Consider the following 14,235-nt stretch of genomic DNA (forward strand, 5'->3'; position numbering starts at 1 on the left):
GAAAAGCTGCGCTCCTCGGCACGCGCAGAGGGGATATGGGCCGGGCCATTGCTTCGCTCGGCCACCAACGGGCTCGCTGCGCGAGGCCTGGAAAAGGGACATCCCGGCTCCGGGCTCAAACCAACAGCACAGTACAAATGAGCCCCAGGAAGCCCGCCGCCCGAGCAACCATCGCCGACGTAGCGAAGGAGGCCGGCGTCTCCAAGGCCACCGTCTCCCGCTTCCTCAACCACCGCGATCGCCTGCTCAGCGCCGACATTGCAGCCCGCGTCGAGACCGCCATCGCCAAGCTGGCCTATACGCCGAGCCCGATGGCGCAGGCCCTGAGCCATGGCCGCTCGCGCCTGATCGGCCTGATCGTGGCCGACATCACCAACCCCTATTCGGTGGCCGTGCTGCGCGGCGCCGAGAAGGCCTGCCAGGAGGCCGGCTACCTGGTGATGCTGTTCAACCTCGGCAACGACGTCGATCGCGAGCGCGAGGCCATCGATGCGCTCGCCGGCTACCAGGTGGACGGCTTCATCCTCAACACGCTGGGCCGCGGCGCCGGACTGGTCGACGCCGACGCGCTGCACGGCAAGCCCGCGGTGCTGGTTGACCGCAGGCATGCCGGCATGCACACGGACTTCGTCTCGCTCGACAACCCGGCCGCGATGAAGGCCGCCTGCGGCCACCTGGTGGAAGGGGGCTATCGCGAGCTGCTCTACATCACCGAGCCGCTGAAGGGCGTGAGCTCGCGGCGCGAGCGGACGGCGGCCTTCGGCGACTGCGTCGCGGCGCACCAGCCGCGCGTGGCCGGCGAGGTGTTCGAAAGCAGCAGCGAGGACAACGACGCGCTCGACGCGGCCTTGCTGGCCTTGCGCAAGCGCGCCAGGAGAGGCCGCCGAGCCGCCGTGCTGTCCGGCAATGCGGTCGTGACCCTGCGCGTGGCCTCGGCGATGGCGCGCCTGGGCTGGCACTTCGGCGTCGAGCTCGGCTTCGTCGGCTTCGACGATCCCGAATGGGCGCCGCTGATCGGTCCGGGTCTCAGCACCATCGCCCAGCCCACCGATGCGATCGGCCGCACCGCGGCGACCTGCCTGATCGAGCGCCTGCGCGGGCTCGAGGGGCCCCCGCGGCAGTTGCTGCTGCCGGGGGAACTGGTGGTGCGTGGGTCCTCGGTCGCGCGATAGCCACCGTCGTCGAGGCCCACTGCAGCTCGCGCGTCCCGCCGCAATGTCGTAACATGCAGACATTTCGCAATGGCGCAGCGTCCGCAAGCTTGGCGCTGGTCTGACCCGAAAGGAAATGTCATGTCCATCCACACCGTACCGAGCCGCGACTTCGCGCGCGACGTGGGTCACGCGAAGCGGCTGGCGGCAGAGGGCCCGGTGTTCATCACCGACCGAAGCCGGCCCGCGTTCGTGCTGCTCAACATCGACGACTACTACCAACTGAGCGGCAAGCAGAACATGTCGCTGCTGGAGCTCATGGAAAGCCTGCCGCGTACCGACGGCATCGAGTTCGAGGCACCGCGCGCCGATATCACCCTCCAGATCCCGGAGGGGGGCTGATGTACGTGCTCGACACCAACGTCATCTCGGAACTGCGGCCGGGCAAGCCGCACCAGTCGCCTGCGGTGATGTCATGGGCCGGCGCCATGCCGGCCAGCCAGTTTTTTCTGTCCGCGATCACTCTCCTTGAGCAGGAGATCGGCATCCAGCGCCTGGAGCGCAGGATGCCGCCCGAAGGCGGCGCACTGCGCGCGTGGTTCGATGCCCTCGTAAAAAGCTTCGCGGGCCGCATCCTGTCCTTCGACGCCGCGGCGGCGCTGCGCTGCGCGCCGCTGCATGTGCCCGACACCAAGAGCTACCGCGACTCGATGATCGCTGCCACGGCGCTCGAACATGGCTTCACACTCGTGACGCGCAATGTTGCTGATTTCCGCGAAGTCCCCGGTATCAAGCTGATCAACCCCTGGGAGCACGGGACCTGAACGAAACCCCCGCGGCCGGGGACCCGGTCAGGAACATCAAGGCGTTGCGGCCCCGGGAATCGAACGATTCGACGCTCGCGACCCGACGTTCCGGCCGGCTGGCCGCGCTTCCTGACGCATTGACGGCTTCCGCCTGCCAGCCCTCCCTCCTACAGTTTCCGAACGACTGGAATGGAGTGCGCGATGAACCCGATCGAGAACGACAGGACCCGCAGGGTCCTCGTGCTGGGCGCCGGCAAGGTGGGCAGCACGGTGGCCGACATGGTGGCCGAGTACCACCACCTGCCGGTGACGCTGGCAGACCGCATGCTCCCTCCCGCGGAGCCCGGTGACCGCGGGGTCGCGCGCATCGTCCTCGACGTGGAGGAGGGCGCCGCGCTTGCGGCAGCAATGGCCGGCCACCAGGTCGTGATCAATGCCTTGCCATTCCACCTGGCCGCGCATGTCGCCGCTACCGCCTGTGCGCATGGCCTGCACTACTTCGACCTGACGGAGGATGTGGCCGCCACTGCCGCCATCCGCGCGCTGGCGCCGGACGCGGCCACGTTGCTGATGCCGCAATGCGGCCTGGCCCCCGGCGTGATCGGCATGCTCGGCATGCAGCTGGCCGGCCGCTTCGACACGCTGCGCGACGTGCACCTGCGCGTGGGCGCGTTGCCGCGGCATGCGACCAACCGGCTGCGCTACGCCCTGACCTGGAGCATCGACGGGCTCATCAACGAGTACTGCAATCCCTGCGCCGCCATCGTCCAAGGCCGGCCGGTGTCGGTGCAGCCGCTGGAAGGGCACGAGACGCTGCTGCTCGAAGGCGAGGCCTACGAGGCCTTCAACACCTCCGGCGGCCTGGGCACACTGGCCGAGACGCTCACCGGCCGCGTGCGCAACCTCGACTACAAGACCCTGCGCTACCCCGGCCATCGCGACGCGATGGATTTCCTGCTGCACGACCTGCAACTGTTCGAGCGGCGCGATCTGCTGCGCCAGGTGCTGGAGCATGCCGTGCCCCACAGCCGCGAGGATGTCGTGATCGTCTTCGCCTCCGCGACCGGCGAGCGCCATGGCCGCTTCGAGCAGCTGACGCGGATGGCGCGCATCCATGGGGGCCGGCTGCGCGGCGTGGACCGCACCGCCATCGAGCTCGCCACTGCCGCCGGCGTGGTCGGCGTGTTCGAACTGCTGCGCACCGGACGCCTGCCGGCGCGTGGCTTCGTCGGGCAGGAACAGGTGGGGCTGGAAGCCTTCCTGAGCACGCGCGTGGGCAGTTGCTATGCCGCGCTCGGCGATGCGGCCTCGGCGTCGTCGCCGGGGGGCTCGCGCCCAGGCCATGCGCCCGTCCATGCCTGGCCACCATCGCCGATCCGGTACCGCAGAGCGAAGGAGGCCCGCCCATGAACGACGAAGAACGCTCCGCCCTGTTCGAGCGCTGCGGCATCACCGCCGCGCAGAGAGCGGACGGCAGCCTGCGCGTGCGATCGCCCATCGAAGGCGCCGAGATCGCCCGCCTGCACGAGACGCCGATGGCCTCGATGCCATCGATCCTCGAACAGGCCCAGGCGGCCTTCCGGCAATGGCGCGAGGTGCCGGCACCGGCGCGCGGCGAGCTGGTGCGGCTCTGGGGCGAGGAACTGCGCGAGGCCAAGGCATCGATCGGCCGCGTGATCTCGATCGAGGTCGGCAAGATCGCGCAGGAAGGCCTGGGCGAGGTGCAGGAAGGTGTCGACATCTGCGAGTTCGCGCTCGGCCTCGCGCGCCAGCTCTATGGCAGGACCATCGTCTCGGAGCGCCCCGGCCACCGGATCATGGAGCAGTACCACCCGCTGGGGCCGGTGGCGGTGATCACCGCCTTCAACTTCCCGAGCGCGGTGTTCGCATGGAACGCCGCCCTCGCGCTGGTGTGCGGCGACCCGGTGATCTTCAAGCCCTCGGAGAAGGCACCGCTGTCGGGCCTCGCGACCTTCCGTGCGCTGGAGCGCGCCATCGACCGCTTCGGCGAGCGTGCGCCCGCCGGGCTGGCGCAGATCGTGATCGGTGGGCGGGCCCAGGCCGAGGCGCTGGTCGACAGCCCGCTGGTCCCGCTGGTCTCGGCCACCGGCTCCACGCGCATGGGCCGCGAGGTAGGACCGCGCGTGGCGGCGCGCTTCGGGCGCCGCATCCTCGAACTGGGCGGCAACAACGCGATGATCGTGACGCCCGAGGCCGATCTCGACATGGCGGTGCGCGCCATCCTGTTCAGCGCCGTGGGCACCGCGGGCCAGCGCTGCACCTCGCTGCGGCGGCTGATCGCCCATCGCCGCGTCAAGGAGGCGCTGCTCGGCAAGCTGCTGCCGGCCTACCGGAGCCTGCGCATCGGCCATCCGCTGGAGGAGGGCACGCTGGTCGGGCCGCTGATCGACGAAGCGGCCTTTGGCGCAATGCAGGCCGCCATGGCCGAGGCACAGGCGCAGGGCGGGCGCATCCTCACTGGCGGCGAGCGCCTGCACGCGCAGCTGTGCCCGCAGGCCTGGTACGTGCGCCCGGCAATCGCCGCGATGCCGGCGCAGACCGAGGTGGTGCGCCGCGAGACCTTCGCGCCGCTGCTCTACGTGATGGACTACGAATCGCTCGACGAGGCGATCGCGATGCACAACGACGTGCCGCAGGGGCTGTCCTCGTGCATCTTTTCCAACGACATGCGCGAGGTCGAGCGCTTCCTCTCGGCTGCCGGTTCCGACTGCGGCATGGCCAATGTCAACATCGGCCCCAGCGGCGCCGAGATCGGCGGCGCCTTCGGCGGCGAGAAGGAGACCGGAGGCGACCGCGAGAGCGGCTCGGATGCGTGGAAGCAGTACATGCGCCGCAGCACCAACACCATCAACTACTCGACCGAGCTGCCGCTGGCGCAGGGGATCCGTTTCGGTTGATCGGCCGGCCCCTTGGTGGTCTCGCGCACCGGCCGAGCTTCCTAGGAAAACATTCGACCGTCGAAGCTGAATGGGTTCCGCTCGACAGTGACCATGATGGATGCGAACGACATATGGTCTGGATTGAGGACGATGTTGTTCTCCCCTGGTTCGACCGCTGAAGGTACCCACAGCCCCAGTGCGCGGTTCATCCTTCGCCACTCAATGCCGATCGCCTGCGTCAGTGATTCGCGGTCGATCCAATCCGGAGGCAGGTTTGCCAGGCTGCGCACGTCTTCGAGGATCGCGCCGTCGGGAAGATCGAGCCGCAGCAAGGCTTGGTTCACCGGCCTGATGCCATTGCAGTGGACGCGTTTCTCGAGTTGGCAGAGAGCCCGGCTTGCACCCGCGTAAACAACGGGGCGGCCGGCAGGCGGCGTCTGATGCCAGCGGCCCGGAGCCAAGGTCGACCCCAGGTCGATTTGTTCAAGTCGCAGCGCCTTGGTCGTGCCGATGCGCCAGACCGACAGGCTCAAACAACGCCCCCATGCTCGATCGCGTTCAGGATCGAGCGGACCTTCTCACCGCCGAACTCGTTGGTTGCGAACTCGGCGGGTGCCTTGCCATCAAGAAGGGGGTGGGGCGCTGCCATCCAGGTCGGACCGTCTTCCCCGAAAACTTCCGTGGCGCGGACCAGCAGATCCGCCTGCCGGAACATCCGTTCCGTCACGACTGGGTCCAGCGGCTTTTCCGCGTGAGCGCGGGACAGCATGGAGGCGTTCAGGCTCAGGGCTAGCTGGAGGTCTTTCTTGCGCGGCAGCCGGGAGGCCTTGAACCATTCGTCTACCGCACCAGCTCGCATGCTCGAGGAAGCGTAACGAGAGGCCTTGTCCCGGTCGAGCCGGCAGGAACTGGCTGATCGGTCGAAGAAGTGATCGCCGGAGCGAAGCCTGTGCTCAGGGGAGTCGAGGAATACGACGAAGACGCGATCGAATGCCCGGGCCATTTGGCAGGCGGCCGATGAGGTCTCCTTCTTTGGCATCCCGCGACATTACCACGTTTGCAAATGCAATGCGAGAATATTGCAAATGCACGGAGAAGAGGAAGGATCCGCTGTCTGCCTCAGGTCGATTGCCGCAACTCGCCCACCGCACTTCGCCGATCGACCTTGCGGCTCAGCACCACCGACGTGTGTGTGTGCTGGATGCCCTCGATCAGGCCGATGCGGTCGAGCAGCGCGTCGAGCTGCTCGTTGGTCTCGCAGCGCAGTGCGAGCATGTAGTCGTACTCGCCGCTGACGGCCGAGAGCTCCTCCAGCTCGGGCAACCGTTCAAGCGCACGGATCACGCCTGCCGCCATCTTCGGCGCGACGCTCAGGCCGCAGTAGGCGCGCACGGCGGCCTGCTCCAGGCGCTGGCCGAGGCGCACGCCGTAGCCGGCGATCACGCCCTCGCGCTCCAGGCGGGCGATGCGCGCGACCACGGTGGTACGCGCCACCTTCAACTCGCGCGCGAGCTCGGCCGCGGGGGTGCGGGCGTTGGCCTGCAGCAGGCTCAGCAGGTGGCGGTCGGTGTCGTCCAAGCTATGGGCGGGACGGCGTCACTCGACCTCGGCGATGAGCTCGATCTCGACGCAGGCGCCCAGAGGAATCTGCGCCACGCCGAAGGCGCTGCGCGCATGCGCGCCCTTCTCGGGGCCGAAGACCTCGGCGAACAACTCGCTGGCGCCGTTGGTCACCAGATGCTGCTCGGTGAAGGTGGGCGTCGAGTTGACCAGGCTCATCACCTTGATGATGCGCTTGACCCTGTTCAGGTCGCCGACGGCGGCCTGCAGCGTGCCCAGGAGGTCGATCGCAATGGCGCGCGCGGCCTGCTTGCCTTCTTCGGTGCCGAGGCCCGCGCCGAGCTGGCCGACCCAGGGCTTGCCGTCCTTCTTCGCGATATGGCCGGAGAGGAAGACCAGCTTGCCGGTCTGCACGAAGGGCACGTAGGCGGCAGCGGGGATCGCGACCGGCGGCAGGGTGATGCCGAGGCTTTCGAGTTTGTCGTTGATGCTCATGAGGGTTCCTTGTCTGGGTCTTGGAGGGGCGATTGTGTCTGTATTTGTACCTGGGCCGGCGCCTGCTGCGCCACCTGCGCCGCCCCGGTCCGCAGCTCTTCCAGCGGCTGCACCGTGACCCGGACGTCCAGCGTATGGCGTGCGCCCCCGTGCAGCACGCCGCGCATCGGCGAGATGTCGGAGTAGTCGCGGCCGATGGCCAGCGCCACATAGTCCTCGCCGGGCTGGCGGCCGTTGGTCGGGTCGAATTCGGCCCAGTCGCCCGGGCCGTCGGCGCCCGGGATGTAGACCGAGACCCAGGCGTGCGAGGCATCGGCGCCGAGCAGCCGGGGGCGGCCGGGCGGCGGCTGCGTCAGCAGGTAGCCGCTGATGTAGCGCGCCGGCAGGCCCAGGGTGCGGAAGCAGGCGATCATGATGTGGGCGAAGTCCTGGCATACGCCGTGGCGCTGCGCCAGGGCCTCGATGGCCGGCGTGCTGATCTCGGTGCTGCCGCTGTCGTAGCGGAAGTCGGCGTGCATGCGCAGCGCCAGGTCCATGGCGGCGTCGAAGACCGGACGGCCCGGCCCGAAGCTGGGCCGCGCATAGGCGGCGAAGTCGTCGTGCCGCGGCACGTAGTGCGAGGGGAAGACGAATTCGGCCGCGGCGTCGAAGCGCGAGTCCTTGGTGTAGCGGAAGCGCTCGCGCACCTCCTCCCACGGCAGCTCGCGCGCCGCGGCCGGCGAGAGCTGGGGCGTGGAGGTCTCGACCACGCTCTCGGCCGTGACCACCAGCTCCTCGTGGGTCGAGTCCAGCGCGAAGAACGCGCGCGCATTGCCGTAGACGTCGGGTGACTCGCTGCGCTGCGCCGGCTCGGGGCTGACCGTGAGCGCGTGGCTCACCAGGCGCTGCGTGGGCGTGGTCCGCGGCTTGAGGTGCGCGAGGTGCTGCGCGGTTTCTACGGCGGGCGAATACGCGTAGCGCGTCTCGTGGATCACGTGCAGGAGCATGGTCAGGCCCCGACGGAGTGGAGCGATTCCGAAGTGAGGGTGAAATAGCGGATGCCGATCGCGTCCGACACATGGTAGGCCGCGGTCTCGCAGGTCTCGAGCAACTGCATCAGTTCGCCGTAGTCCGCATCAGGCCCGGGCTCGCAGAGGTGCTCGAGGGTCCAGGCGGCCGGGTCGGGCAGTTCGTACGAGAGCGCGGTGAGCTTGCCCGGTGCGCTGCCCGCGAGCCGCGCGATGCGCCCGCGCAGCGTTTGCGTGACCCAGGCCAGCGAACGCGGGTTGTCGCCGTCGAGCACCAGCAAGTCGACCAGGGTTGCCACGTCGCGCCGCTGCTGGTAGCGCGCGTGGAAGGTGATGGTGCTGTCGAACAGGCCGACCATGGCCTCGAAGCCGCTCACGTCGTGCACGGAGCCGATCTCGAAGCCGGCTGCCAGCGCGCTGGACAGGAAGGCCAGGCGCTCGATATGCCGGCCGATGGAGAGCAGGCGCCAGGCGTCGTCGCGCGTCATGCGGTCGGTCTGGGCGCCGGTCATCGCGGCGAGCGCGGCGCTGGTGGACTCGAGCATGCGCAGCGCTGCGGCGCTGGCGTAGCCGCCGTCGGCGCGCTCGCCGGCCTGCTCGGCGCTGCGGCGCATGAACTCGCTTTCGGCGCGCACGATCTGGTTCCAGTGGTCCGGCGACAGCCGCTCGCGCACCGCGGCCGCGGCCTGGCGCACGCAGCGCAGGCTGTAGCCGACGCTGCCGCCCTCGTCGATGTCGGCCAGTTCGGCGACCAGCGCGCGCTCGAAGACGCGCCGCGACCGCGGCAGGCTGGGCACGTCGCGCGGCACCAGCGCGTTGCGCCACGCCATGTCGTGCAGCCAGGTCAGCAGCGCGGGCGAGGAGGGGTCCTCGCCGCTGAGCAGGTCGAGCGTGAGCCGCGCCAGCCGCACCGCGTTCTCGGCGCGCTCGGTATAGCGGCCCAGCCAGTACATGTTCTCGGCCGCGCGGCTGGTGACCGGCGCGCGGTGGCGGGCGAGCGAGGCCGGGGTGGTGTGCACCTGAAGCCGGGTGGTGCGGTCGACCTCGCCGCGCGTCTGCACCCACACATCGGCGCTGCTGCCGCCGCGCTGCATCGAGGCGATCTGCGCGTCGGCCCCGGCCAGCCGCGCCAGGCCGCCGGGCAGCACGCGCCAGGACTGCGGTCCGACGCAGACCGCGAACACGCGCAGCAGCACCGAGCGCGGCACGATGTGGCCGGTGCCGAGGTCCTGTTCCCAGGTCGGCATCTGCGAGATCGGCAGGTAGTTCTGCACGGTGTATTCCTCACCCGCGCGCACGATGCGGCCAGCCCATTCGTCGAGCTCGCGCCGGCTCAGGCGGCTGCCGAGCTGGGTCTCGAAGCCGGCATGCCCCTCCTCGCCGGGGTAGGTGGGCTTGATGGTGCAGCCGGCCAGCTGCGGCAGCACCGCCTCCATCGCGGCGCGCTCGCCGCACCACCAGGTGGGCAGGGCCGGCAGCAGCAGCTTTTCGCCGAGCAGGCGGCGCGACAGCGCGGGCAGGAAGCCGAGCAGCGCGGGCGACTCCAGGAAGGCCGAACCTGGCGTATTGGCCAGCAGCACGTTGCCGGCGCGTATGGCCTGCAGCAGGCCGGGCACGCCGAGCGTTGAGTCGGCCCGCAGCTCCAGGGGATCGAGGAACTGGTCGTCCAGCCGCTTGATGAGCCCATGCACCGGCCGCAGGCCCTGCAAGGTCTTGAGGTAGAGGCGCTGGTCGCGCACCGTGAGGTCGTTGCCTTCGACCAGCGTGATGCCCAGGTAGCGCGCGATGTAGGCGTGCTCGAAGTAGGTCTCGTTGTAGGGCCCGGGCGTCAGCAGCACGATGTGTGGCGGCTGGCCGGCCGGGCACATGCTCTGGAGGCCTTCCATCATCGCGTTGTAGGTGGCGGCCAGGCGCTGCACCTGCAGCGCCTCGAAGGCCTGCGGGAACTGCCGCGCGATGGCAAGCCGGTTCTCCAGCAGGTAACCCAGGCCGGAGGGGGCCTGGGTGCGTTGCGACACCACCCACCAGTTGCCGTCGGGGCCGCGCGCAAGGTCGAGGGCGGCGATGCGAAGCCAGGTGTCGCCGGGCGGGCGCACGCCATGCATCGCGCGCAGGTAGCCCGGATTGCCCTGCACCAGGGCGGGCGGCAGCAAGCCTTCGGCCAGCACTTGCTGCGGCCCGTAGACGTCGGCCAGGATGCGGTCGAGCAGGCGCACGCGCTGCAGCGCGCCGGCCTCGATCGAGGCCCAGCTCTCGGGCGGGACGATCAGCGGGAAGAGGTCGAGCGACCACGGCCGCTGCGGGCCGCCGGCGTCGGCGTACACGTTGTAGGTGACGCCGTTGTCGCGGATCTGGCGCTCCAGGCTGACGGCACGCCGGGGCAGGTCGCCGAAGCCCTCGGTGCCGAGCTGCTCGAAGAAACCGGCCCAGTGCGGCGCCAGCGGGCCGCGTTCGCCGTTCTCGGGCCGCGCTGGGGGAGCCGGGGGAGGCGAGGAGGCGTCGTGCAGGGGCGCCGGCTGCGAGGGTACGCCGAGCCGGGGCACGGCCGCCGGAGCAGGGGTGGCGAGGCCGCGCAGCTCGTCGAAGTGCCCCGGCGCGGCGGGCGGCGCGAGCGACGACGCCAGGTCGGCCGGCGATCCGAGTGCCTGGGCGTCGAAGAGGGATTCGTTCAAGGGGTCCACGGTGCGCTGATTGTCACCCCGTGAGCGCGAGACCCGGCGCTCGCGTCAGGTCCTGCGCAAATCCAGGGTGAACGGGAATTCGCGGCTGCCCGCGATCTCGATGTTGGCGGGCGGTGTGCGCAGCAGTCCCGGCGAATGGCCCATGCGCGAGAAGCGCGACAGGCGCCTGCTCTCGGCCTCGTAGGCATTGACCGGGAAGGTCTCGTAGTTGCGGCCGCCCGGATGGGAGACGAAGTACTGGCAGCCGCCGAGCGAGCGCTTCATCCACGTGTCGACGATGTCGAAGGTCAGCGGCGCATGCACGCCGATGCTCGGATGCAGCGCGGAGGGCGGGTTCCAGGCCTTGTAGCGCACGCCGGCCACGAACTCCCCGGCCGTGCCGGTGGGCTGCAGCGGCAGCGCCTGGCCGTTGACGGTGATGGCGTGGCGGCTCTCGTTGAGCCCGGTCACGCGCACCTCGATGCGCTCCAGCGAGGAGTCGACATAGCGCACCGTGCCGCCGGCCGAGCCTTCCTCGCCCATCACGTGCCAGGGCTCGAGCGCATTGCGCAGCGAGAGCTCCACGCCCATGGCCTGCACCTGGCCCACCAGCGGAAAGCGGAACTCGAAATGCGGCGCGAACCAGGCGGGATCGAATGCGAAGCCGGCCTGGCGCATCTCGCTGATCACGTCCTCGAAGTCCATCCTGACGAAGGTGGACAGCAGGAAGCGGTCGTGCAGCTCGGTGCCCCAGCGGGTCACGGGCGCGCGGTAGGGCGCGTCCCAGAAGCGTGCCACCATGGCGCGCAGCAGCAGCTGCTGCGCGATGCTCATGCGCGCGTGCGGCGGCATCTCGAAGGCGCGCAGCTCCAGCAGCCCCAGGCGGCCTGTGGTGGCATCGGGCGAGTACAGCTTGTCGATGCAGAACTCGCTGCGGTGCGTGTTGCCGGTGACGTCGACCAGGATGTTGCGCAGCGTGCGGTCGACCAGCCACGGCGGCATGCCGTCGCCGTGGATCTCGCGGTTGCGCGCGATCTGGGCCAGCGCGATCTCCAGCTCGTAGACCTGGTCGTTGCGCGCCTCGTCCACGCGCGGCGCCTGGCTGGTCGGGCCGATGAAGAGGCCGGAGAACAGGTAGCTGAGCGAGGGGTGGTTGTGCCAGTAGAGCAAAAGGCTCGCGAGCAGCTCGGGCCGGCGCAGGAAGGGGCTGTCGGCGGGCGTGGCGCCGCCCAGCACGAAGTGGTTGCCTCCGCCGGTGCCGGTGTGGCGGCCATCGGTCATGAACTTCTCGGCAGACAGCCGGGTCTCGAAGGCAGCGCCGTAGAGGAACTCGGTGTGGGCCACGAGCTCGCGCCAGTTGTGTGCCGGATGGATGTTGACCTCGATCACGCCGGGGTCGGGCGTGACCTGCAGCAGCTTGAGCCGCGGGTCGCGCGGCGGCGGGTAGCCTTCGATCACCACCCGCAGGTCCAGCTCGCCGGCCGTGGCCTCGACCGCGGCGAGGAGGTCGAGGTAGTCTTCGAGCCGCGCCAGCGGCGGCATGAAGACATAGAGCACGCCCGAAGCGCTGCCGACCTTCTCGGCCGCAGGGCCGTTGGCGCGGCGTGGGTCGCGCACCTCCACGCACAGCGCGGTGCGTGTGACCCAATGGGCCGACTCGCCGCGCTTCGGAGGGCGCACCGTGCCCGGCTCTGCCGCGGCCTGGGCGCGCGCCGCCACGGGATTGCCGTGCGAGGCCTGGAAGCGCACCGCGGCCGGTGCCTGCTGCGGCGTGCCGAAGTCATGAGGCACCTCGGCGAGATCGGGCGCATTGCCCAGCGTGCCCTCATAGCGTTCGCGGAACAGGGCCGAGGCAGGCAGGGGCGCACGTGGGGCGTTGGGGTCGCGCTCGATGAGGTAAGGGTAGTCGCCCTTGCTGGCCCAGGGCTGCGAATCCAGCGGCAGCCGGTAGCCCATCGGCGAATCGCCGGGGACCAGGTACAGCCGGTCGTCGCGCAGGAACCAGGGGCCGGTCTTCCACGCCGGGCCGGCGAGCGCGGGCGCATCGGTCTCGGCGTTCGCGGCCTCGATGGGCAGCACGTAGCCGACGACGGCATCGAGCTTCTGCGTGAACACGCGGCGCAGGCGCACGCGCTCCATCTCGTCGTCGAGCTTGGAGTCGAAGGGGTCGACGTTCACCGGCAGGCGGCGCTCGCGCCAGAGGTAGTAATAGACGTCCTCGTGGCCGGGCTGCACGAAGCGGTCGGTCAGCCCCAGCTTGTGCGCGAGGGCGCGGGTGAAGCGCTGCGCGTCTTCGCTGGTGTACTGCGTGGGATGACGCTCGTCGGCGAAGAGCTCGGGCCGCTGCCACACAGCCTGGCCGTCCGTGCGCCAGTAGATCGACAGGGCCCAGCGCGGCAACTGCTCGCCCGGATACCACTTGCCCTGCCCGAAATGCAGGAAGCCGCCCTGACCGTATTCGTCGCGCAGGCGGTGCACCAGTGCGGTCGCGTAGCCGCGCTTGGTGGGGCCGAGCGCATCGGTGTTCCATTCGGCCGCGTCGCGGTCGGTGGTGGCGACGAAGGTGGGCTCGCCGCCCATGGTGAGCCGCACGTCGCCGGCCGCGAGGCGCGCATCCACCGCTTCGCCCAGCGCCAGCACCTCGGCCCACTCGTCGTCGGTGTAGGGCTTGGTCACGCGCGGCGATTCGTGGATGCGCGAGATCTTCATCTCGTGGCCGAAATCCACCTCGGCGTCATCGACCACACCCTCGATCGGCGCCGCGCTCGATGGCGTGGGCGTGCATGCCAGGGGGATATGGCCTTCGCCGGCCAGCAGGCCGGAGGTGGCGTCGAGGCCGATCCAGCCGGCGCCTGGCAGGTACACCTCGCACCAGGCGTGCAGGTCGGTGAAGTCGACCGTGGTGCCGCTCGGGCCGTCGAGTGCCTTCACGTCCGGCGCGAGCTGGATCAGGTAGCCCGAGACGAAGCGCGCCGCCAGGCCCACGTTTCGCAGCAGCTGCACCAGCAGCCAGCCGGAGTCGCGGCAGGAGCCCGACCCGCTGGCCAGCGTCTCCTCGGGCGTCTGCACGCCGGGTTCCATGCGGATCAGGTAGTTGACGTCCTGCTGCACCTGCTGGTTGAGACCGACCAGGAAATCGATGGTGCGCTGCGTCTTGCGATCGATCTTCTCGAGATAGGCGGCCACCAGCGGGGTGGCGGGCTCGGTCACGAGGTAGGGCGCCAGCTCGCGCGCCTGCGACTCGGTGTACTTGAAGGGGAAGTTCTCGGCCTGCGGCTCGAGGAAGAAGTCGAAGGGGTTGTAGACCGCCATCTCGACCACCAGGTCGACCGTGACCTTGAACTCGCGCGTCTTCTCGGGGAACACCAACCGGGCGAGGTAGTTCGCGAACGGGTCCTGCTGCCAGTTGACGAAGTGCTGCTCGGGCTCGACCCGCAGCGAATACGAGATGACGTTGCTGCGGCAATGCGGCGCCGGACGCAGGCGTACCACCTGAGGCCCCAGTTGCACCGGACGGTCGTACTTGTAGTGGGTGACGTGGTGAAGTGCGGCGTGGATGGACATTTTTTTCGATGGCGTCTGAGGGCCCCTGAACGAGGACGCATACTAGCCCACAGGCATAGCAATTAGCGCGCCACAGAGCGCAGCAGAGGGAG

General features: G+C 69.7%; 12 protein-coding genes. 5 read left to right on the forward strand and 7 right to left on the reverse strand.

Features of this window, described 5'->3' with window-relative positions; genetic code table 11:
- Positions 1 to 137: 137 nt before the first annotated feature.
- From APY03_RS34350 to amaB, 5 genes are all read left to right on the forward strand, one after another.
- Positions 138 to 1,172 (forward strand): LacI family DNA-binding transcriptional regulator, encoded by a 1,035-nt coding sequence (locus tag APY03_RS34350; protein WP_068684420.1) that lies wholly within the window; start codon positions 138 to 140, stop codon positions 1,170 to 1,172.
- A gap of 120 nt (positions 1,173 to 1,292) precedes the next feature.
- Positions 1,293 to 1,553, forward strand: coding sequence for a prevent-host-death protein (locus APY03_RS34355; RefSeq protein WP_068684422.1), 261 nt, complete (start codon positions 1,293 to 1,295; stop codon positions 1,551 to 1,553).
- Positions 1,553 to 1,975, forward strand: a complete 423-nt coding sequence (locus tag APY03_RS34360) for a type II toxin-antitoxin system VapC family toxin (protein WP_068684424.1) — start codon at positions 1,553 to 1,555, stop codon at positions 1,973 to 1,975. Before APY03_RS34355 ends, APY03_RS34360 begins: the two co-directional genes overlap by 1 nt.
- A 183-nt stretch (positions 1,976 to 2,158) precedes the next feature.
- Positions 2,159 to 3,367, forward strand: a complete 1,209-nt coding sequence (locus APY03_RS34365; RefSeq protein WP_068684426.1) for a saccharopine dehydrogenase family protein — start codon at positions 2,159 to 2,161, stop codon at positions 3,365 to 3,367.
- A complete protein-coding gene (amaB, locus tag APY03_RS34370) occupies positions 3,364 to 4,875 on the forward strand; it encodes an L-piperidine-6-carboxylate dehydrogenase (RefSeq protein WP_083944765.1) in 1,512 nt (503 codons plus the stop codon). Before APY03_RS34365 ends, amaB begins: the two co-directional genes overlap by 4 nt.
- A 41-nt stretch (positions 4,876 to 4,916) precedes the next feature.
- Here amaB and APY03_RS34375 read toward each other — a convergent pair whose 3' ends face one another.
- From APY03_RS34375 to APY03_RS34405, 7 genes are all read right to left on the reverse strand, one after another.
- Entirely contained in the window at positions 4,917 to 5,390 is a 474-nt protein-coding gene (locus APY03_RS34375; protein WP_068684428.1) for an RES family NAD+ phosphorylase, read from the reverse strand.
- Complete coding sequence (locus tag APY03_RS34380; RefSeq protein ID WP_083944766.1) at positions 5,387 to 5,896, reverse strand: antitoxin Xre/MbcA/ParS toxin-binding domain-containing protein; 510 nt, start codon at positions 5,894 to 5,896, stop codon at positions 5,387 to 5,389. The genes APY03_RS34375 and APY03_RS34380 overlap by 4 nt, the downstream gene beginning before the upstream one ends.
- Positions 5,897 to 5,976: 80 nt before the next feature.
- A complete protein-coding gene (locus APY03_RS34385) occupies positions 5,977 to 6,435 on the reverse strand; it encodes an Lrp/AsnC family transcriptional regulator (protein ID WP_068684432.1) in 459 nt (152 codons plus the stop codon).
- Positions 6,436 to 6,453: 18 nt separating this feature from the next.
- Complete coding sequence (locus tag APY03_RS34390; RefSeq protein WP_068684434.1) at positions 6,454 to 6,912, reverse strand: RidA family protein; 459 nt, start codon at positions 6,910 to 6,912, stop codon at positions 6,454 to 6,456.
- Entirely contained in the window at positions 6,909 to 7,898 is a 990-nt protein-coding gene (locus APY03_RS34395; RefSeq protein WP_068684436.1) for a transglutaminase family protein, read from the reverse strand. Before APY03_RS34395 ends, APY03_RS34390 begins: the two co-directional genes overlap by 4 nt.
- Before the next feature lie 2 nt (positions 7,899 to 7,900).
- Positions 7,901 to 10,600, reverse strand: coding sequence for a circularly permuted type 2 ATP-grasp protein (locus APY03_RS34400; protein ID WP_068684438.1), 2,700 nt, complete (start codon positions 10,598 to 10,600; stop codon positions 7,901 to 7,903).
- Positions 10,601 to 10,645: 45 nt separating this feature from the next.
- Positions 10,646 to 14,143: a transglutaminase family protein gene (locus APY03_RS34405; protein ID WP_068684440.1), complete on the reverse strand. Its 3,498-nt coding sequence runs from the start codon at positions 14,141 to 14,143 to the stop codon at positions 10,646 to 10,648.
- Between the last annotated feature and the right edge of the window lie 92 nt (positions 14,144 to 14,235).

Source organism: Variovorax sp. WDL1 (assembly GCF_001541225.1).
GTDB lineage: Bacteria > Pseudomonadota > Gammaproteobacteria > Burkholderiales > Burkholderiaceae_C > Variovorax.

Bases quoted from the DNA above. Each gene is read 5' to 3' on its own strand.
- APY03_RS34350 (WP_068684420.1), top strand. From the start codon at position 138: ATGAGCCCCAGGAAGCCCGCCGCCCGAGCAACCATCGCCGACGTAGCG.
- APY03_RS34355 (WP_068684422.1), top strand. From the start codon at position 1,293: ATGTCCATCCACACCGTACCGAGCCGCGACTTCGCGCGCGACGTGGGT.
- APY03_RS34360 (WP_068684424.1), top strand. From the start codon at position 1,553: ATGTACGTGCTCGACACCAACGTCATCTCGGAACTGCGGCCGGGCAAG.
- APY03_RS34365 (WP_068684426.1), top strand. From the start codon at position 2,159: ATGAACCCGATCGAGAACGACAGGACCCGCAGGGTCCTCGTGCTGGGC.
- amaB (WP_083944765.1), top strand. From the start codon at position 3,364: ATGAACGACGAAGAACGCTCCGCCCTGTTCGAGCGCTGCGGCATCACC.
- APY03_RS34380 (WP_083944766.1), bottom strand. From the start codon at position 5,896: ATGCCAAAGAAGGAGACCTCATCGGCCGCCTGCCAAATGGCCCGGGCA.
- APY03_RS34390 (WP_068684434.1), bottom strand. From the start codon at position 6,912: ATGAGCATCAACGACAAACTCGAAAGCCTCGGCATCACCCTGCCGCCG.
- APY03_RS34395 (WP_068684436.1), bottom strand. From the start codon at position 7,898: ATGCTCCTGCACGTGATCCACGAGACGCGCTACGCGTATTCGCCCGCC.
- APY03_RS34405 (WP_068684440.1), bottom strand. From the start codon at position 14,143: ATGTCCATCCACGCCGCACTTCACCACGTCACCCACTACAAGTACGAC.